Raw genomic sequence first — 20331 nt, 5'->3', positions numbered from 1 at the left:
TTCTTATTCCTCAACCTCCGCATCCAGGAGTTCCATATTCAGGCCGAGGCCACGGACTTCTTTAACCAGAACGTTGAACGATTCCGGTACGCCCGCTTCAAAGTTATCCTCGCCCTTGACGATCGACTCATAGACCTTGGTCCGGCCGGCGACGTCATCCGATTTAACGGTGAGCATCTCCTGCAGGGTGTAGGCGGCGCCGTAAGCTTCCAGAGCCCAGACCTCCATCTCACCAAAGCGCTGACCACCGAACTGCGCCTTACCACCCAGCGGCTGCTGGGTGACCAGGCTGTACGGCCCGGTCGAACGCGCGTGGATTTTATCATCCACCAGGTGATGCAGTTTCAGCAGGTACTTGATGCCCACGGTGACCGGGCGCGCGAATTGCTCACCGGTGCGACCGTCGAACAGAACCGACTGACCGCTTTCCGAGAAGCCAGCACGCACCAGCGCGTCGTTGACGTCAGCCTCTTTGGCACCGTCGAAGACCGGGGTTGCGATCGGAACACCGCGGGTCACATTGCCCGCAGCCTCGATCAGACCATCCTCGTCCAGACCGGTGATGCCTTCTTCGTAGACATCTTCGCCATAAGCCAGCTTCATCGCTTCGCGCACCGGGGTCAGATCGCCGGAACGGCGGTATTCACCCAGAGCCTCATCGATGTTCAGACCCAGACCGCGTGCGGCCCAACCCATGTGGGTTTCAAGGATCTGGCCAACGTTCATACGCGACGGCACACCCAGCGGGTTCAGACAGAAGTCAACCGGAGTACCATCGGCCAGGAACGGCATGTCTTCCATCGGAACGACCTTGGAAATCACACCCTTGTTCCCGTGACGACCGGCCATCTTGTCGCCCGGCTGCAGCTTACGCTTAACGGCGATGAAGACTTTGACCATCTTCATCACACCCGGCGGCAGGTCGTCGCCACGACGGACTTTCTCGACCTTGTCTTCAAAACGGGCGTCCAGAGCACGCTTTTGCACTTCGTACTGCTCGTTCAGAGCCTCAACGATCTGTGCGTCCTGCTCACCTTCCAGCGCCAGCTGCCACCACTGACCACGGGTCAGGGTTTCCAGCAGATCCTCGGTGATCACCGACCCTGCCTTGACGCCTTTCGGGCCTTTGACAGCGGTTTTACCCAGGATCAGGCCCTGCAGACGCGCATAGATGTTGCGGTCGAGGATCGCCAGCTCGTCGTCCCGGTCACGGGCCAGACGTTCGACTTCCTCACGCTCGATCTGCAGCGCACGCTCGTCTTTCTCGACGCCGTGACGGTTGAAGACGCGAACCTCAACAACCGTACCGTAATCGCCCGGCTTCACGCGCAGCGAGGTGTCGCGCACGTCAGATGCTTTCTCACCAAAGATGGCGCGCAGCAGCTTTTCTTCCGGGGTCATCGGGCTTTCGCCCTTCGGAGTGATCTTGCCGACCAGAATATCGCCCGGCTCAACATCCGCACCGATGTAAACGATGCCAGCCTCATCGAGGTTGCGCAGCGCTTCTTCACCAACGTTGGGGATGTCGCGGGTGATTTCTTCCGGACCCAGCTTGGTGTCACGGGCGGCGACTTCAAACTCCTCGATATGGACCGAGGTAAAGACGTCATCACGCGCGATACGTTCCGAGATCAGGATCGAGTCTTCGTAGTTGTAACCGTTCCACGGCATGAACGCGACGACCACGTTCTTACCAAGCGCCAGTTCGCCCATATCGGTCGACGGACCGTCGGCAATGACCTCGCCCTTCTGGACGGTGTCACCCACCTTGATCAGCGGACGCTGGTTGATGCAGGTGTTCTGGTTCGAACGCTGGAACTTGCGCAGACGATAGATGTCAACGCCAGCGTCGCCCAATTCCAGGTCTTCGGTGGCGCGGATAACGATACGCTGGGCATCGACCTGGTCGATGATACCGGCGCGTTTCGCTTGAATCGCAGCACCCGAGTCGATCGCAACCTTTTCCTCGATGCCGGTACCGACCAGCGGCGCCTCGGCCCGCAGCAGCGGAACCGCCTGACGTTGCATGTTCGAGCCCATCAGAGCGCGGTTAGCGTCGTCATTTTCAAGGAACGGGATCAGCGATGCAGCAACCGAGACCAGCTGTTTCGGCGACACGTCGATCAGGTCCACATTCTCGCGCGGGGCGAGGGTGTAGTCACCGGCCTGACGGGTCGAAACCAGGTCGTTGATGAACTTGCCATCGGCATCCAAGGTCGCGTTCGCCTGCGCCACGGTGTGACGCATTTCCTCGGTCGCGGACATGTAGTGTACCTCATCGGTCACCTCGGCGTCTTTGACGACGCGGTAGGGTGTTTCGATGAAGCCATACTTGTTCACGCGGGCAAAGGTGGCCAGCGAGTTGATCAGACCGATGTTCGGACCTTCTGGCGTTTCAATCGGGCACATCCGGCCATAGTGGGTCGGGTGTACGTCGCGCACCTCAAAGCCCGCACGCTCACGCGTCAGACCACCCGGGCCAAGCGCCGAGAGACGGCGTTTGTGGGTGACTTCGGACAGCGGGTTGGTCTGGTCCATGAACTGCGACAGCTGCGACGAGCCGAAGAATTCACGAACAGCAGCCGCAGCCGGTTTCGCGTTGATCAAGTCCTGCGGCATGACGGTGTCGATTTCAACCGACGACATACGCTCTTTGATCGCGCGCTCCATGCGCAGCAGACCGACGCGGTACTGGTTTTCCATCAGTTCACCGACCGAACGCACACGACGGTTGCCGAGGTGGTCAATATCGTCCACGTCGCCTTTGCCATCACGCAGCTCAACCAGCGCCTTGATGCAGGCCACGATGTCTTCGCGACGCAGGGTGCGCAGGGTGTCCGGCGCGTCCAGAGCCAGACGCATGTTCATCTTCACGCGGCCAACGGCGGACAGGTCATAGCGCTCGCTGTCGAAGAACAAAGTGTCGAACAGGGCCGACGCAGCTTCGACGGTGGGAGGCTCGCCCGGACGCATGACGCGGTAGATGTCCATCAGCGCGCTTTCACGGTTCAGGTTCTTGTCCTGAGCCATGGTGTTGCGCATGTAGGGGCCAACGTTGACGTTGTCGATGTCCAGAACCGGGATGTCGGTGATGCCCGCATCCATCAGGTCCTTGACGGTGCCGCCGATCAGGTCGCCGTCTTTATCATACTCCAGGGTCAGCTCATCACCGGCTTCGACATAGATCGCGCCGTTTTCTTCGTTGATGATGTCCTTGGCGACATACTTGCCGACGATGTTGTCGAAGGGCACCAGCAGGTCGGTAACGGCACCTTCGTCGATCAGCTTCTTGACCGCGCGCGGGGTGACTTTCTTGCCCGCTTCGGCAATCACTTCGCCCGATTTCGCGTCGATCAGATCATATGTCGGACGGGTACCGCGCACACGCTCGGGGAAGAAGGGCGTGACCCAGCCTTTCTTCTTGTCCAGCTTGTAGGACACGGTGTTGTAATAGGCGTCCATGATCGCTTCCTGATCCAGACCCAGCGCGTACAGCAGGGTTGTCACAGGCAGCTTACGCCGACGGTCGATACGGGCGAAGACGATGTCCTTGGCGTCGAACTCAAAGTCCAGCCAGCTGCCGCGATACGGGATGATGCGGCAGGCAAACAGCAGCTTGCCCGAGGAATGGGTCTTGCCCTTGTCGTGATCAAAGAACACACCGGGCGAACGGTGCATCTGGCTGACGATCACACGCTCGGTACCGTTCACGATGAAGGTGCCGTTCGGTGTCATCAGGGGCATATCGCCCATGAACACGTCCTGTTCTTTGATATCCTTGACCGATTTGGCGCCGGTGTCCTCATCGACATCAAACACGATCAGACGCAGCGTGACCTTCAGCGGCGCGCTGTAGGTCATGTCGCGCTGCATGCACTCTTCAACGTCGTATTTGGGTTTTTCCAGATCGTATTTCACGAACTCCAGAACGGAGGTTTCGTTGAAATCCTTGATCGGGAAAACCGACTGGAACACGCCTTTGATGCCTTCGCCGTCTGTGGGCTGTTCTGCATCGCCGGAGCGCAGGAAAAGATCATAAGAAGATTTCTGCACCTCAATGAGGTTCGGCATTTCCAAAACTTCGCGGATTTTGCCGTAATATTTACGAAGACGTTTCTGGCCAAGGAACGTTTGAGCCATGTCAGATGTCACCTTTCGATGTTCTCAGCGGGCAAAGACACCGTCGGGCCCCGGCATCTTGCACAATCGAGACGACACGTCCGGATCAATTCGTGACCACCGTCCCGAAGGTGGCCTCCCGATCCGAAAACCGTGTCTTAGAAAACGCCCCAGACAATGAGGCCCTTTCTAAGACAGGTTCGGCTGGACCCGGATTTCTCCGGACCCAGCCAAATTTTGCGGCGCATCAGCGATGCACCTGTCGGTTGGCTTAGGCCAGCTCGACTTCGGCGCCAGCTGCTTCCAGCTTGCCTTTGACTTCCTCGGCTTCGTCTTTCGACACGCCTTCTTTGATCTTGCCGCCAGCTTCGACCAGCTCTTTGGCTTCTTTCAGGCCCAGACCGGTGATGCCGCGAACTTCTTTGATCACGTTGATTTTCGAAGCGCCGGCGTTCTTCAGAACGACGTCGAATTCGGTTTTTTCTTCCTCAGCTGCGCCACCGGCGTCGCCACCAGCTGCAACCATTACGGCGCCGCCAGCTGCGGGCTCGATGCCGTATTCGTCTTTGAGGATGGTTTTCAGTTCTTGTGCTTCCAGCAGGGTCAGACCCACGATGCTTTCTGCGAGTGCTTTCAGATCAGCCATTGTATTAGCTCTTTCCGTTTTACAGTGTGTGTTCCAACGTCAGGGTGGTTCCCCTACGCAGATCATTCAGTGCCAACCGCTTACGCAGCTTCCGCCTTCTCTTCGATGGTGGAAAGGATGCTTGCGATGTTGCTTGCAGGTGCGCCAATCGCGCCGGCGATGTTCGAAGCAGGTGCGCCAATGCAGCCCACGATCGAAGCAATAAGCTCTTCACGAGACGGCATTTTCGAAACGGCTTCAACGCCTTTGCGGTCCAGAGCGTTCTCGCCCATTGCACCGCCGAGGATCTCAAAATTCTTGTTATCCTTGGCGAAGTCCTCGGCCACCTTGGCAGCTGCCACGGGGTCCTCGGAATAGGTCAGAACGGTCATCCCTGTCAGCAGGTCGGCCATGCTTTCACACGGCTTACCCTCAAGGGCGATTTTGGCGAGCCTGTTCTTGGCAACACGCACGGCACCACCCGCGTCACGAGCACGTGCGCGAAGGTCCTGCATCTCGGCAACTGTCAGACCGGCGTAGTGCGAAACCACTACGACGCCAGAGCTTTCGAAGATTTGGCCGAGTTCCTCGACCACTTTCTCTTTCTGGGCTCTATCCACAGTTCTCTCCAAGTTAGGGGCGATATCTCACCCCGGCTCATATTTGCCGCAGCTTTCGCTCCGGCGTTCAGGTCCGTTGTTACGGGATTGGCCAAAATGCGCCCGAGGATCGTGACCCTCAGAATTCTTTGGTCTTACCCGTCTCAGGCAGGGAATTAAGGGGCCAGATGAACCCACCCACCGTCTTGGACGAAACAAAATAAAGCGCACGACGAATCGCACGCTTTATTCCGCAGGTCTACTTAGGACAGATAGGCCGGGTTTCCAAGAGGTAAATTTAGGCGACTTGCACCGCCCGCGCAGGGGCTGCGACATAGTTGAAACTGTTCTGAGGCATCTCGGTTTCCAGAAAACGAGCCGACACTAAGGCTTGCGGATTTCGCTGCGCGCACCATAGCTTCGCCCCAGCCACGACATAGCGCCTATCCGCATATTGATCTGGACAAGTATTTCTCCAGTTTATCCCGTGAGGCAAATGCGACTGTTGCTTGAGGACACGATGATGCGGTGCTTTCAACCGATACTAAAGTCGTGCTGAAGCAAAGGTGCAAACTTGCGGCGCGCCCTTCGCCAAGCGAAATGAAACAGCGGGTCCGGTATCCGCCAATTTTCACCGTAACTCTGCGCCAGCAATGCGGGCGCGTCCTGCGGTAGCATGATTTCCCCACCGTTAAGAGATTTAAGCGGGAAAATCGCGCTTTCCGGCAGATCATAAAGTGAGTACGGATACACGCTAAAGCGCCCGTTTTCCGTCCAAGCCGGAAACAGATCGATATCAATACCCAAGTTATTTTTAACTTTGAATATAGGTATGCTGTTTTTTAGCGAATTGGCATCCAAGCAATCGCTTTCCAGCAATTCTCGCTGATATTCGGCCCATTTTCCTGCAACACCTTCAAGCGTTGACTCACCCAGATACACTGCAAAATCGACATCGTCGTCGTGACCAATCAATCCACCCTCGCGAACATGACCCAACAAAGCGCCAGCGTACAGAATGATTGGCTTCCCCAAACGAATTACGGGTTCAAGCTCGGCGTCAAGTTTTGAAAAGATTTCATCGCCAGCCTTTTCCCCGAATGTTCTGTTATAGCCATGCGGTGTAATGAAATCGGGGTGTAGCGTCTGCTTCACGCGCTCAAAAAATGAGGCAAAGCGCGCCTCTTTGCCCTGATCCGCATAGCGAGTCTCCATATGCTTTAGCCTACCGTGCGTCCGGGCAGGCTTTGTTCTCCCATGGCAGCAAAGAAGGATATAGGTCTCTTCCCAGTCATCAAATAGCGCCTGGTTTTCCAAGCGCTTTATTGGTTCCTTTAGCGAATTGACAGCCAAGCGCGTTTTACGAGGCCGTGGTAGTGCAGTTTGTGCCGCAGCATGGGTGAAAACATGCTCTCGAAGTGAGGCAAGCTCCTTGATTAACTCTTCTTCTGTCATTGTGTTTTTTCATAGATCGCGCGGGCGACGATCGCATCTTCTGTTTTATATTTTGCGAAACCACTGCCTTCGACGCCATAACACTTTCGGAATTCTGAGGCTTCCATTTTTGAATCCAGATCCGTCGCACTTACGTATCGCCGGAAATGCGGCGCCGCAATTTTCGTTGTGGCTCGGTCCGCCAACGTTCGATATTCGAACGCTACGACATCGCCAGGCCTGCACCCGCTCCGCAGCGCCCGGATCAGAGCATCTTCTTCATCATCTGTGATCGCATGCAAAAAGAACCGAGCATAAACGCAAACGATTTCAGATCGTCGCTCGGACAACACACGCTCAACCAATCCATCTTCGAGATTGGTCTGAACAAATTCAAGATCGTCCCCGCCCTGCTTTTGTGCATGCTTTTGCGCTGACGCAATCGCTGCCTCAGACGCATCCATGCCGGTCACTTTGAACCCGTGTCGTGAAAAGAAAAAACTGTCACGGGCATTCCCACACCCTACGTCGATGACATGTGACTGCCGATCAATCTCATTTGCCACAAACGCTGCGAATTGCGACGGCAAGGTAAGCTCCCATGACCCTGCCGATTTCGCATAAAACTGGTCCCAAAAGGCGCGTCGATCTTCTGGAAGTGATTTCTGACGAATATTTTGGTTCATTGATGGGTATTCTCGAACAGCTACTACACGACAATGGGGGAACTGTGTCAGACCGCACCCCCTAGTTCAATCGCTTCTTTAGCCACCGCTGCTGAGGCATTGAATCTATGTTTGTGCGTATCGCTGCTTTTTAGTCAGCGTAGCTGTAACCGGGTTTGAAATTGGCAAAACTTCAAGATTTCAATTGAGGTGCAAGCAACCACGCTATCACACAGCTACAGCCTGTTTCTCATGTGGCACGCAATAAAAATCCCGGGCAGTTCTCACTACCCGGGATCAAGTTCTCACAGCTTAACGCTAAGGCTTATTCGCCCGCAGCAGCCGCCACGTCCAGAGTCACACCCGGGCCCATGGTCGAGCTCAGCGCGATTTTCTTCATATAGGTGCCTTTGGCACCCGACGGCTTGGCCTTGGCCACAGCCGAGATGAAGGCACGGACGTTTTCGACCAGCTTGGCTTCGTCGAAGGACGCTTTGCCAACACCGGCGTGCACAACGCCGCCTTTTTCCGCTTTGAACTGAACTTCACCACCTTTTGCTGCTTCCACAGCCGCTTTCACGTCCATGGTCACGGTGCCAACTTTGGGGTTCGGCATCAGGTTGCGGGGGCCGAGCACTTTACCCAGACGACCGACGATCGGCATCATGTCCGGGGTTGCAATGCAGCGATCAAATTCGATGGTGCCGCCCTGAATGGTTTCCATCAGGTCTTCCGCGCCAACGATATCTGCGCCCGCTTCTTTCGCTTCGTCTGCCTTGGGGCCACGAGCAAATACAGCGACGCGCATCGCTTTGCCGGTACCGTTCGGCAGGCCAACAACGCCGCGAACCATCTGGTCCGCGTGACGGGTGTCAACGCCGAGGTTCAGAGCGATCTCGATGGTCTCGTCGAATTTTGAGGTTGCGTTGCCTTTGACCAGGGAAACAGCTTCTTCGACCGACAGGTTTTCCTTGCCAGCGACAGCTTCGCGCGCAGCGCGGGTACGTTTACCGAGTTTTGCCATCTTACTTCACCTCGATGCCCATTGAGCGGGCCGAGCCCAGGATGATCTGCATTGCGCCTTCGACGTCGTTGGCGTTCAGATCTTTCATTTTGGCTTCGGCGATTTCACGAACCTGCTTCGAGGTTACGGTTGCCACGGTCTCACGACCTGGGTTTTCCGCACCACGAGGGCGGTTCCGCTTGCCGACCGGCTTCAGACCAGCCGCTTTTTTCAGGTAGTAAGACGCGGGCGGCGTCTTGATGTCCATGGTGAAGGACTTGTCCTGATAGTAGGTGATCACGGTCGGGCACGGGGCGCCGGGCTCCATGTCTGCGGTCTTGGCGTTGAACGCCTTGCAGAATTCCATGATGTTGATGCCGCGCTGACCCAGCGCCGGACCAACTGGCGGCGACGGGTTCGCCTGACCTGCAGGAACCTGCAGCTTCATTGTACCAGCAAGCTTCTTGGCCATTTGGTTTTCCTTTCAACTTAGGTGAAACGCGTTTCACCCAGACTATGTTGCGTGGTCCGATCCGGGATCGCGATCCCAGCAACCTCCCACGAGAGAATCTCGCCCGAAGACGATAGGGGCGGCACTTACAGCGGAACGGCGGGGTTGGCAAGTGGCTTGCCCTGCTCTCACACATCGAATCAAGCCCCCAAGTGGGTCTTATACGCTCACGGCGTACAGATCGTTACTAACAAGGTGCGACTGACAACTCTTAAGAAATTAATATCAATGCAGAATCTGCGCAGTGGTTGCGGGATGGTCGGGTTTCCGCCCCCCCCCTCACCTCAATACTCGCAGCTGTGCTATACTCGACGAAATTAGTATTTTTGGTGGAGGTTAATTATGATCATTCGTTTATTAATAACAGTTGGCATCGCGCTGTCATTTGCGGCGTCTTCTCCTCAGACCGCGCGGGCCGATGCTGGCGAGATACTGGGCGGTGCTGTGGTTGGTGGCGTCATCGGCTACGCTATCGGCCGGGATCAGCAGAGAAAACAGCAGGCCCGGACGAGGTCAACAACAACACGCACCTATCGCCCCGGAATTCCGTCGACCACACAAGGGGCGCAAACCCAGACCGCGCTCAACTATTTCGGCTACAACGCCGGTCGCGTTGATGGTCAGGTCGGTCGTGGCACGCGGTCTGCGATCGAACGCTATCAGGTCTCGATGGGCTACCCCGTGAATGGCTATGACTTCCAGCCCTATCAGCGCGACTTCCTGATGCAGGCCTATTACTGGGCGACAAGCGGCGGTCAGACGACAACCCAACTCGCAGGCCAACCGCTTTTGATGGAATACCGTCGGCAGATACAAACCGGCTCTGCCCTGGCTGCTGCCCCTCAGGCACCAGCACAAGCCCCAGCAACCACGATTCCGGTTGTGGTTCCTCAAGCTCAGGAACCAGAGCCCGAGGCCAATACAACTGAAACCGCCTCTGCCAGCCTGCCAAGCCTGTTTTCCGGCGGGACCGGCGGCCCATCGCTGGCCAATCGGTGTAGCGGGGTGATGCTGCAGACCTCGACAAACGGGGGCTACACGACGCTGTCAAATATGACGGATGCCGATTTTGCCCTCAGCGAACAGTTCTGCCTTGCTCGCAGCTATGCGATGGCGCGTGGCGAAGATCTGATGGCGGATATCCAGGGGCTGACGCCAGATCAGGTAAGCGCACAATGCGACTCGTACGGTGAAATGTTGGCACCGCAAGTTGATGCGCTGTCGATCAGCTCGAAGGCAGAAGCTGAAACCCAGGTACGCAAGCTTGCGCTGGACTCGGGCCTCAGCCCCGCTGATCTTGCCGCGACAAGCAAGGTCTGTCTGTCGATGGGCTACCGTCAGGACAACATGGACACGGCAGTCGGTTCCGCATTGATGCTAGTCGCGATGGGTGAGCCTGCCTATGGAGAGTTGATCGGCCACCACCTGCGCGAAGGCTTTGGTGTGCAACAGCGTCGCGATCTTGCGATGCAGTGGTACGATGCGAGCCTTTCGGCACTGGATGCCGGTTCGCAAGCCGTCTTCCTGCCGTCCCAGACCGACCGCCCGCAACTGTTGCGTGCGGCTATGGTTCAAGCGCAGTAAGTCGCGCACTCAGTCGTTTCAGCCACTGCGAGGCTGATACAAATAACGCCGCGGTGTCTGTTTGCATCGCGGCGTTCTATCTTGAGGGTGCCACTATGCCGACCCCACCGGAACCGATCCCAAAACAGGACAAGATCGACGCTTTGATCGAGTGGATGGTTGACGGTGCCCGTCCAGCTGGAAATGCGGTCGATATCATCGAAGGTATCTGTACCCGTCTGCTGGATGCCGGTGTCGCCATCGACCGGTTCGGTTTGTTCATCTGGACGCTGCATCCCAATCTGATGGGTCGACGTTTCCTGTGGAAAGCGGACGCTGGCGTTGATCGGGTCGACGCGCCGTCTCAATTGTTCACCGAGGCGATCTACACCGATAACCCCCTGCCGCATGTGATCGAGCGTCAGCAACCCATCCGCCGCCATCTGGAAGACCCCAGCTGCCCCGAGGATTACATCATTGTCGGCGAATTGCGCGAGCAGGGCTTCACCGATTATCTGGCGCAACCGCTGATCTATCTCAACGGCGATACCCATGTCTGCACTTGGTCAAGTGCCACGCCCGGTGGGTTTTCAGAGAGTGATCTGGCGATCCTGAGCCGGGTTCGCGGTCCGCTCGCCCGCCTGACCGAGACCTATATGCTGCGGCTCGACGCGACCTACCTTCTGTCGACCTATGTCGGCCGTAACAGTGGCGCCCACATTCTGGACGGTAAAGTACATCGCGGTGATGGCAGCAAAATCGAGGCCGTTATCCTGTTTGCGGATCTCAAGGGATTTACCCGCCTTTCGAATTCGGTTTCCGGCGATACGCTGGTCCGGCTGCTGAATGACACGTTTGATTGCCTTGTCCCGTCGGTCATGGACCACGGCGGAGAGATTCTGAAGTTCATGGGCGACGGCTTTTTTGCCATCTTCCCAACCAGCACGGATCTTCCGCCAAAGGTGCAGATTCAGGCCGCCATCGCAGCGGTGCGCGAGGGTGTGGCGTCGCTGGCCGAGGCCGATTTCCAGCACAAGCTAGGCGTACGGACTGCGATCCATCATGGTCGCTTCCACTATGGAAATGTAGGTGGTGGGGATCGGCTGGATTTCACGGCCATCGGTCCCGACGTCAATTTGGCGGCTAGACTTGTAGCGGCGGCCACAGACTTGGATTGCGACCATGTCCTTTCGGATACAGCCGCAGCATTTCTCCCGACACTCTGCGAACCGGTCGGAACTGTATCACTTAAAGGTTTTGGTGAGGATCAAACTGTCTGGCAGATGAGCACGCCCCAAACGTAAAAAGGGTGCCCATAAGGCACCCCAAACGATGGTTCGATGGAAACCAATCAGCTCTGCTTGGTGACCTGCGTAAAGTCCAACTCGACCGGTGTTTCGCGGCCAAAGATCGAAACCGAAACTTTCAGTTTCTGGTTCTCGTCGTCCACACCTTCGACCATGCCGTCGAAATCCTCGAACGGGCCGTCGTTGACCTTGACCTTCTCGCCGACCTCGAAGCTGATCATCAGCTTGGGCGCTTCTTCACCTTCCTGAACGCGGTTGAGGATCTGGTTCACCTCGGCGTCGCGCATCGGCATCGGGCGGCCCTGAGGGCCCAGGAAGCCGGTAACGCGATTGATCGAGTTGATCAGGTGATAGCCCTGATCCGACATTTCCATGTGTACCAGCACGTAACCCGGCATAAAGCGGCGTTCGGTGGTGACCTTCTTGCCCCGGCGCACTTCGATCACCTCTTCGGTGGGCACCAGAACCTCGTCGATATCGTCTTCAAGGCCCTGCTCAGCCACCGACGTGCGGATCTGCTCTGCGATCTTCTTTTCGAAATTCGAAAGAACGCTGACCGAATACCACCGTTTCGCCATGAACCTGTCGTCCTTGTTTGCCTTTGGGCTGCGACGCATCGCGCCCTTCGTTGAAATCCTATTGCGTCACCCGGAATAAAAAGCGGCGCGCAGCCCGATTCGCCGCACGCCCATTCCGAATAGTCATGTCACCTACTCTGACATCGCAAGCTGTGCAAGGGGGCAGTCGCGTTTCAGCTTGCCCAAACCGGCTTAGCTAAACGCGCCGAGTACCAGTTGCAGACCGCCGCGAATGCCCAGATCAACCAGCGCAAAGAACACAGCCGTCAGCGCAGCCATGATGAACACCATGACCGTGGTCAACAGCACCTCACGACGGGTCGGCCAGACGACCTTTGCGACTTCGGCGCGGACCTGCTGAATGAACTGGATCGGGTTTAAGGTTGCCATGAGGCTACAATCTCTCTTCTAGCGGATGGGCCGGACATAGCCGGGCATTGCGGCAATTTCAAGGGCTGTTGACGCCTCTGTCAGGGCTTGGGCTTGTCATCCCATTCGTCGCTTAGGATACGGCGCGCATCGCCTTCCGGATCCTCATACTGGTTCGAGCGGACCGTGTAGATAAACGCAACCAAGCCAACCCCGCCCAAAAGCAGGGAAATCGGGATCAGATAGGCAAGCACTTCCATCAGAGTTACCTCAGCCGCAAGGCGTTCAGCGAAACAGTAATCGACGAGGTCGACATCGCCAATGCCGCAATAAGGGGTGTCGCCAACCCGGCAACGGCCAGCGGGACCGCGATGATGTTATAGACAGTGGCGATCCGGAAATTCTCGCGAATCCGACGCGTCGCCCTGACGGCTGTATCGCAAGCCTCAGCGATTGGGGACAGATCATTGCCCAGTAGCACGATATCCGACGCCACCCGCGCGGCATCCAAGGCGCTGGCCGGAGAAATCGAGACATGCGCCGCCGCCAATGCCGCCGTATCGTTCAGCCCATCGCCGACCATCAGAACGTGCCGACCCTGATCGCTTAGTTCCTGCACTTTGGCAGCTTTGTCTTGAGGCAAGGCCTGGGCGATCCAGTTCTCAATGCCAAGCTTGCCCGCCAAGGCCTGAACCGCGCCTTCCGTATCGCCGGAAATCAGGATGACGTCTTTGCCTGCCGCACGGAAAGCCGCGACCGCCTCGGCAGCGCCTGCGCGCAGACTGTCGGTAAAAGTAAAGCGCGATGGCGTCCGCGATCCGATTGCGAGCCAGGCTGCGGTCTGCTCACCATATTCGCCGCCGACCCAGGCCGCTCGACCCAGCCGGACCTGCTGATCACGGTAAACGCCTTCGGTGCCATAGCCCGGCACCTCAACCACGTCGCGCAATGCGGCAGGCTTGATCCCGGCCTCACGCGCAGCCTTTGCAAGGGCAAGCGACAACGGGTGCGAAGACGCTTCGGCTAATGCCAGAGCCACTTGCAAATCGCTACGCGAATGATCACCAAGGTTGGTCAACTCAGGCGCACCGGATGTGAGGGTTCCGGTCTTGTCGAACACCACAGTATCCACTTCGGCCAACCGTTCTAACGCGGTCGCGTGTTTGATCAGCATGCCACTGCGGAACAAACGGCCTGATGCTGCAGTGGTTACCGCCGGCACTGCCAAGCCCAGCGCGCAGGGACATGTGATGATCAAAACCGCCGCAGCGATATTCAGCGCCGTCCGGATATCGCCCGAATAAATATACCATCCTAAGAAGCTGAGCGCGGACAGTATATGCACCCCCGGCGCATAAAGCTTGGCCGCCTTGTCTGCCAGCGAGGTATACCGTGATCGGCCCGATTCAGCGATGGCTACCAGATCCGCCATACGGTGCAGCGAGGTATCTTCCCCGACTGCCGTCGCACGGATGGTCAGAGGGCCGGTCAGGTTAACCTCACCAGCACTGACGTTCAGCCCGGCCTCGGCAAAGACCGGGAGGGTTTCCCCGGTCAGCAGCGACCGGTCCAACTCGGACTGGCCCGAGATGATTTCGCCATCCACTGGCATACGCCCTCCGGGGCGCACCAGAATCAGATCACCCACGTTAAGGCTCGCCACCGCCACTTCCGCTTCGGTCCCATCCACTAGCCGGATGGCGCGCGGGACCTCCAGCGCGGTTAGTTCTTCGGCAGCCGAACGTGCCGCGGCACGGGTGCGATAGTCCAAATACCTGCCCGCTAGCAGGAAGAATGTCAGGGTCAAAGCCGCGTCGAAATAAGCATGTTCACCGCTGAGTGCAGTTTCCCAAAGCGACGTGACCAGAGCCAGCAGTATCGCCAAAACAATCGGCACATCCATATTCAACCGGCGTACGCGTAGCGCGCTCCAGGCGTTGGAAAAGAAAGGCTGGGCCGAGAATGCGATTGCAGGCAGCGCAATCGCCGCCGATATCCAATGGAACATGTCGCGCGTCGCATCGGTGGCGCCGGACCAGACCGACACCGATAACAGCATCACGTTCATCGAAGCAAAACCCGCCACTGCCAACCGCATCAGCAGATCGCGCCCGGCCTTATCGGTTTGCGTAGCCGAAAGCGCACCCGGATCCAGTTCGTGGGCTTCAAAGCCAGCGCGCTCCAACACCGGGATCAGATCATCGGCGCGCGTATCCGGTGCCGCCTTGATCATCGCGCGTTTCAGCGTGAGATTGACCCGCGCGTCTTCAACGCCGGGATGGGCATTCAACTCACGCTCGACCGTAGAGATGCAGGCCGAGCAGTGGATGCCCGGCAGCGACAGCGCGATCTGCACATCCTCTGGGATTGGCCGCGCCGCTTCCGCCGGGGCTGCGATGCAGCCAGGACAGGCTGCCCGAGATGGAGTGGCTTGCGCAACCATCTCTAACCTTTCACATACAGGGGCACACGTTGCGCGAACTCGGCACCATCTTTTGCTTTGGCCACAAGGCGAATGTTCCAGTTCCCTTCGCCCAGGGCAGCCGGAGCGGCATAGGCGATGCCATCAAAAGTAAAGTCCGGCGAGAAGTCTTCCTTCACATGGGTGGCGCGCCCCACCACGGCCTGCAGATCTGCCACTTCAACAGGGGAACCGGTCTGATCGGTTATGTATAGCACCAGCAGCCCTCCGGTCAGCTCGGCCTTGATGTTCCAACCCAGGGCCTGCTGTTCCTTCAAACGTTCATTGAACTCCTGGCTGGCTACATAGGAGTTCTTCACCTCAAGCCCCGGAAAGGTCTTGATTGCACTATAAGCCAAGACGAGGTTCACCGTGATGATCACGCCAAAGGCCGCGACAAATACCGCCAATGCGTGTTTGCCTGTGAATTGACGTTCTGCCATTCTCAGCTTCCTCGTCCGTTGAAACTGGTATCCTTGTAGGCCCGCTCACCACTTTCCAGATCTTCGACCCAGATGCGAACCGATGTGCTGTCAGCCGCTGCAGGGGCAGTACCCTGCGGAGCGGTGATATAGACGCGGGTCAATTGTGCCGTATCTGCAGTGACATTAACAGTCTCGCCTTCAACACCTTCGATTTCAATCTGCAGCGAAGGATCGCCAGCAATCGTCAGTTTGAATGGCCGATCCTCGCCATGTTTGTTGCGCAGGCGTACATCATAGGTGTTACGGATCGTGCCATCTGAGAGGGTAACGAAAGTCGGGTTCCGCACCGGCGCAACCGTCAAATCGATATCCGAACGAATGAACAGCGCAAAGAGCAATGCAAATCCGACCAGTGACCATAGCGCCGTGTACAGGATCGTGCGCGGACGCAGGATGTGTTTCCAAACGTTTTTGGGTGGCTGACCTTCGCGTTCGCGGGCCTCATCACTCAGCGCCATGTAATCGATCAGACCACGGGGCTTGCCTATCTTGGCCATCATGTCATCGCAGGCGTCGATGCAAAGTGCACAGGTAATGCATTCCAGTTGCTGACCGTCTCGGATGTCGATCCCTACCGGGCAGACATTGACGCAAGCCATACAATCGATGCAATCGCCCAGCTCGCTGTCAGCCGTACGTTTGCCTTTGCCGCGTGGTTCACCCCGCCATTCGCGATATCCGACGACCAGGGTATCCTCGTCCATCATCGCGGCCTGTATGCGCGGCCATGGGCAGGCATAGATGCAGATTTGTTCGCGTGCAAAGCCACCGAAGAAAAACGTGGTGCCGGTCAGAATCAGCATCGTCGTATAGGCCACTGGATGCGCGTTTCCGGTGACCAGATCACGCGCCAGAGTTGGTGCATCCGCAAAATAGAAAACCCAGGCGCCACCGGTCGCGAGCCCGATGAAGAACCAAGCGACCCACTTGGTCAGGCGCAGCCGCGCCTTGCGGAAATCCAGCTTTTTCTGCCTGTGCAGACGCAGGCGCGCATTACGGTCGCCCTCGATCCAGCGCTCGACAAGGATATACAGGTCCGTCCAAACCGTCTGCGGGCAGGCATATCCGCACCAGACCCGCCCAAGCGCCGAGGTGAACAGGAACAGACCCAATCCTGCCATGATCAGCAGCCCAGCGACAAAATAGAACTCGTGCGGCCAAATCTCGATCCAGAAGAAATAGAAGCGGCGGTTCGCCAGATCCAGAAGAACGGCCTGATCCGGAAGGCTTGGACCGCGATCCCACCTGATCCAAGGCGTCACATAGTAAATGCCCAGCGTCACCGCCATGATGATCCATTTCAAATTGCGAAACGGGCCGGACACACGTCTCGGGAAAATCGGCTCTCTGGCAGCGTAGAGACTGGGGGTGGGATTGGAATCGCTCACAGGCTGGCTCCGCAACTGGCTATTCTGAGTGTGTGTTCTTCCAGATCACGAGGCAAGGGACTTTGACATGGGTCAAAACGCGCATCGAGCAGACACCTTTAGACGCGTGAATTACTGCTGGCTTCGCGCTTCGCGCCTCAGCCAGTTGATGAAGATTTTCACGGATCGCCTAAGAGCTTGTTTTTGCGTAACTATATGATACCCGCGCGTATCCGGCTCGGCGAACAGTTCGACGATGCGGCCCGCTTTGATGTCCGCTTCGACGAATTGTCGCACAGTGACGGTGACCCCTTGCCCAGACCGCAAACCATCCAGCAGCAGGTTACCGGGAAGCTGCGTACGCCCCGCGCCGCGTTCGGGTCCGACACCTCGCTCAGTCAGCCATTTTGTCCCCTCAGTCGTGCCAATTTCCTCAAGCCACGGCAATTGCGCAAGTTCTGCCGGGGACCAATCGGTCTTGTTACCCAATAGTGTGGGTGAGGCGACGATGACCATCGGCGTCTGCAACAACATCTCACACTCCACCCCTGGCCAACCGCCAGCGCCATAACGGATTGCCACATCCACCCCACCCGGTTGCAGCTCGACCACCTCAAAGGTTGGATCGAGGATCAGGTTTACGTCGGGATGAGTCGCGCGGAAACTCGGCAGTCGCGGCATCAGCCAAGATGCAGCGAAGGAAGAAGTCAGCGACACATGAACCGGGCGGTCCTGAGCCGAGCGAGCCAGATCACCCACAGCAGCCTCGATCGCACCAAATCCAAGCTGCAGGGCACGGGCCAGATGCTCACCTTCCGCGGTAAGTGTCAGCGCTTTGCCCGTTCGGTCCAGCAGAGCCGCGCCCAGTTGTTTCTCGAGCGCGCGAAGCTGCTGGCTGATTGCAGCGTGGCTAACATTGAGCGCAGCACCGGCCTCGACAACACTTCGCTTCTCAGCGAAGGCTGCAAAGGCCCTGAGAGAGGCCAACGGCGGCAGTGATAGCCAGTCCATATGTAAACCCTACTTACACATTGAAATGGTAATTGAGTCGCATTCGGCGTGCGAAAGGTCAATCTTAAAGCTCAGAAACAACTCTGCACAGGAGGGAAACCATGCTGACCGTATTCGCCAGATCTTTTTTGAACGCGACACGCATCAATACGCCTCACATCTACGATGCGCCAAAGCCGGGCCGTCGCAAGCGGTGCTGGCTGCCCGAACATCATTGGTGGAGAGAAAACCCGCGCGATGTAAATCTGAACGATCTTTGATACTGGTTTGAATGCCGTATCTGGACCGGCAGAGATTGCAGCCCTATTGTTTGAAAATCGGCACCGGCTGTTCTGGAAACGCGCGAACAGATGGAACAGCCGGTGCCTAGACCTTCGGGCGGGAGACCGCCCGGAGGTGTTCTTTTAACCCTTACTGACCGCCACCCAACTGGTGGACATAGGACGTGACAGCGCGAATCTGCGCGTCGGTCAGGCGATTCTCCCACGGGGGCATCACACCAAAGCGGCTGTAGGTGACCGTCTCGGTCAGGGCCTCTTGGCTGCCGCCGTAAAGCCAGATCGCATCGGTCAGATTCGGCGCACCCTGGGAAACGTCGCCTTTGCCGTCATCACCGTGGCAAGCCGCGCAGTTGTCTTCGAACACAACCTTGCCTGCCTGCGCCGCCGCGTCATCGGTCTGGGCGTTGGTCAGGGACATGACGTATTGAACCACTTGAGTGATCTCATCCTTTTCGAGGATCTCACCAAAGGCCGGCATCTCGGAATAGCGCGCGTCGTCGCTTTCCTCGTTCCGGATGCCATAGGCGATGGTGTACTCGATATCCTCAAGCGAGCCGCCCCACAGCCAGGCGTCATCCAGCAGGTTCGGGAAACCCGGCGCACCCTGCGCGCCCGATCCGTGGCACTGCGCGCACCAGGTTCGGAACACAGCGCCACCAGAGTTAACTGCGTATTGTTGCAGCTCCGCGTCGGCCGAGATTTCTTCCAGCGGCGTTTCCACCAACTTGGCATTCCACGGCGCATTCGCTTCTTCGAACGCGACCATTTCCTGCTGCACCAGCTCGCGCGAGGACCAACCCAGCACACCGGCGGTTGCCGATTGAACCAAGGGCCATGCGGGGTACATGATCGTGTAGATCACGCCCCAAATGATGGTCGCGTAAAAGGTCCAAAGCCACCAGCGTGGCATCGGATTATCGAATTCCTCGATTCCGTCCCAGCTGTGACCCGTGGTGTTAGGATCGCCCGGCTGTTTTTCAGGTGTCTTACTCATTGCCGCGCCTCCTTGGATGTGGCGGGTTTGTCGTCGCCCCGACGGGGCGCTGGGGCATCAGCGTGCCGGAACGGGATGTTGGCGGTGTCCTTGTATTCCTTGCTGGCACCAGGGCGGAAAACCCAGATGATGATGCCAATAAAAAACGAGAACAGGAGCAGCAACATCCAGCTATCCGCGAACTGCCTTAGAATTGTGTATAGTTCCATCACACCCTCCTTTAACGGCTTGCGTCCGGGGTGAAGGTCGAGAAATCGACCAGCGTGCCCAGCATCTGGAGGTAAGCAACCAACGCATCCATTTCAGTCAGCTCGGGCTGACCGTCAAAGTTACGCACATTGACCTTGTCGCCATAGCGTTCCAACAATCCATCATAATCGCTGTCCGGATCGGCCTGCGCCCGAAAATCGGCCTGCGCCTGTTCAAGCATCTCGTCGGTATACGGGGTGCCGACCACGGCATTTGCCGCCATGATGTCACCGATATACTTGCCGTCTAGCTTACGATCCTCAAGGAAGCCGTATTTCGGCATCACCGATTCCGGCACCACCGATTGTGGATCGCGCAGGTGGTCCACCTGCCATTGATCCGAATACCGGCCACCGACGCGGGCAATATCCGGCCCGGTGCGTTTGGACCCCCATTGGAACGGATGATCATACATGGATTCAGCCGCCAGCGAGTAGTGGCCATAGCGTTCAACCTCATCACGCATCGGGCGGATCATCTGGCTGTGGCAAACATAGCAACCTTCGCGCAGATAAACCTCACGCCCCGCCAGTTCGAGAGGGGTGTAAGGGCGCATACCCTCCACCTTCTCGATGGTGTTCTCAAGATAGAACAGGGGCGCGATCTGTACGATGCCACCGATGGTCACGACCAGAAAGCTGAAGATCAGCAGGAGGGTCGCGTTGGTCTCGAGGATCTTGTGTTTGTCGAGAATTGCCATTGCTCCGGCC

General features: G+C 57.5%; 20 protein-coding genes. 3 read left to right on the top strand and 17 right to left on the bottom strand.

Translation table 11 applies throughout. From position 1 onward, the window contains the following. Window positions 1-3 precede the first annotated feature (3 nt). The 7 genes from rpoB to rplK form a co-directional block, all read right to left on the bottom strand. Window positions 4-4140, bottom strand: a complete 4137-nt coding sequence (rpoB, locus tag ACR0AY_RS17365) for a DNA-directed RNA polymerase subunit beta (RefSeq protein ID WP_170398571.1) — start codon at window positions 4138-4140, stop codon at window positions 4-6. 250 nt (window positions 4141-4390) lie between these two features. Next, entirely contained in the window at window positions 4391-4765 is a 375-nt protein-coding gene (gene rplL, locus ACR0AY_RS17360) for a 50S ribosomal protein L7/L12 (protein ID WP_010441182.1), read from the bottom strand. An 80-nt stretch (window positions 4766-4845) separates the two neighbouring features. Continuing rightward, the gene (gene rplJ / locus ACR0AY_RS17355) at window positions 4846-5364 is read right to left on the bottom strand and encodes a 50S ribosomal protein L10 (protein ID WP_170406495.1); all 519 of its coding nucleotides are present in this window, start codon (window positions 5362-5364) and stop codon (window positions 4846-4848) included. Between the two features lie 513 nt (window positions 5365-5877). Then, window positions 5878-6798, bottom strand: a complete 921-nt coding sequence (locus ACR0AY_RS17350) for a hypothetical protein (RefSeq protein WP_170514688.1) — start codon at window positions 6796-6798, stop codon at window positions 5878-5880. Next, window positions 6795-7463, bottom strand: a complete 669-nt coding sequence (locus ACR0AY_RS17345) for a class I SAM-dependent methyltransferase (protein ID WP_170514691.1) — start codon at window positions 7461-7463, stop codon at window positions 6795-6797. Before ACR0AY_RS17345 ends, ACR0AY_RS17350 begins: the two co-directional genes overlap by 4 nt. A gap of 304 nt (window positions 7464-7767) precedes the next feature. Further along, complete coding sequence (rplA, locus tag ACR0AY_RS17340; protein ID WP_010440987.1) at window positions 7768-8466, bottom strand: 50S ribosomal protein L1; 699 nt, start codon at window positions 8464-8466, stop codon at window positions 7768-7770. A 1-nt stretch (window position 8467) separates the two neighbouring features. Beyond that, window positions 8468-8917: a 50S ribosomal protein L11 gene (rplK, locus tag ACR0AY_RS17335; protein ID WP_010440985.1), complete on the bottom strand. Its 450-nt coding sequence runs from the start codon at window positions 8915-8917 to the stop codon at window positions 8468-8470. Between the two features lie 381 nt (window positions 8918-9298). On the opposite strand from rplK, the gene ACR0AY_RS17330 reads away from it, so the two are divergent. Then, on the top strand, window positions 9299-10540 hold the full coding sequence (locus ACR0AY_RS17330; protein ID WP_170398593.1) for a peptidoglycan-binding domain-containing protein: 1242 nt from the start codon (window positions 9299-9301) through the stop codon (window positions 10538-10540). Window positions 10541-10635: 95 nt separating this feature from the next. After that, window positions 10636-11823, top strand: a complete 1188-nt coding sequence (locus ACR0AY_RS17325; RefSeq protein ID WP_170514694.1) for an adenylate/guanylate cyclase domain-containing protein — start codon at window positions 10636-10638, stop codon at window positions 11821-11823. A gap of 47 nt (window positions 11824-11870) precedes the next feature. On the opposite strand, the gene nusG is transcribed toward ACR0AY_RS17325, so the two are convergent. The 7 genes from nusG to ACR0AY_RS17290 all read right to left on the bottom strand — a co-directional run bounded on the left by nusG (window position 11871) and on the right by ACR0AY_RS17290 (window position 18097). Then, window positions 11871-12404, bottom strand: a complete 534-nt coding sequence (nusG, locus tag ACR0AY_RS17320; RefSeq protein WP_152459924.1) for a transcription termination/antitermination protein NusG — start codon at window positions 12402-12404, stop codon at window positions 11871-11873. Window positions 12405-12596: 192 nt separating this feature from the next. Continuing rightward, entirely contained in the window at window positions 12597-12794 is a 198-nt protein-coding gene (gene secE / locus ACR0AY_RS17315; RefSeq protein WP_170398600.1) for a preprotein translocase subunit SecE, read from the bottom strand. Window positions 12795-12874: 80 nt separating this feature from the next. Further along, window positions 12875-13033 carry a cbb3-type cytochrome oxidase assembly protein CcoS gene (gene ccoS / locus ACR0AY_RS17310; protein WP_074737762.1) on the bottom strand — a complete coding sequence of 53 codons (159 nt, stop codon included), beginning with the start codon at window positions 13031-13033 and terminating at the stop codon, window positions 12875-12877. A gap of 5 nt (window positions 13034-13038) precedes the next feature. Beyond that, window positions 13039-15216, bottom strand: coding sequence for a heavy metal translocating P-type ATPase (locus ACR0AY_RS17305; protein ID WP_170514696.1), 2178 nt, complete (start codon window positions 15214-15216; stop codon window positions 13039-13041). A 2-nt stretch (window positions 15217-15218) separates the two neighbouring features. After that, entirely contained in the window at window positions 15219-15677 is a 459-nt protein-coding gene (locus tag ACR0AY_RS17300; protein ID WP_170406514.1) for a FixH family protein, read from the bottom strand. 2 nt (window positions 15678-15679) lie between these two features. Further along, window positions 15680-17107: a cytochrome c oxidase accessory protein CcoG gene (gene ccoG / locus ACR0AY_RS17295; RefSeq protein ID WP_170398610.1), complete on the bottom strand. Its 1428-nt coding sequence runs from the start codon at window positions 17105-17107 to the stop codon at window positions 15680-15682. A 111-nt stretch (window positions 17108-17218) separates the two neighbouring features. Further along, window positions 17219-18097 (bottom strand): LysR family transcriptional regulator, encoded by an 879-nt coding sequence (locus ACR0AY_RS17290; RefSeq protein ID WP_170514699.1) that lies wholly within the window; start codon window positions 18095-18097, stop codon window positions 17219-17221. A gap of 101 nt (window positions 18098-18198) precedes the next feature. Here ACR0AY_RS17290 and ACR0AY_RS17285 point away from each other — a divergent pair, with 101 nt between their 5' ends. Continuing rightward, window positions 18199-18357 carry a hypothetical protein gene (locus tag ACR0AY_RS17285; RefSeq protein ID WP_170514701.1) on the top strand — a complete coding sequence of 53 codons (159 nt, stop codon included), beginning with the start codon at window positions 18199-18201 and terminating at the stop codon, window positions 18355-18357. 151 nt (window positions 18358-18508) lie between these two features. Here ACR0AY_RS17285 and ccoP read toward each other — a convergent pair whose 3' ends face one another. The 3 genes from ccoP to ccoO are packed head-to-tail and all read right to left on the bottom strand — an operon-like array spanning window position 18509 to window position 20321. Beyond that, entirely contained in the window at window positions 18509-19372 is an 864-nt protein-coding gene (ccoP, locus tag ACR0AY_RS17280; protein WP_170514703.1) for a cytochrome-c oxidase, cbb3-type subunit III, read from the bottom strand. Beyond that, window positions 19369-19581, bottom strand: a complete 213-nt coding sequence (locus ACR0AY_RS17275) for a cbb3-type cytochrome c oxidase subunit 3 (RefSeq protein ID WP_170398624.1) — start codon at window positions 19579-19581, stop codon at window positions 19369-19371. Before ACR0AY_RS17275 ends, ccoP begins: the two co-directional genes overlap by 4 nt. Window positions 19582-19592: 11 nt before the next feature. Then, entirely contained in the window at window positions 19593-20321 is a 729-nt protein-coding gene (gene ccoO / locus ACR0AY_RS17270; RefSeq protein WP_170398627.1) for a cytochrome-c oxidase, cbb3-type subunit II, read from the bottom strand. Window positions 20322-20331 lie beyond the last annotated feature (10 nt).

The organism is Ruegeria sp. A5, assembly GCF_056543005.1.
The sequence above is the reverse complement of the archived record's forward strand: the minus strand, read 5'-3'. Positions and strand labels throughout refer to the sequence as shown.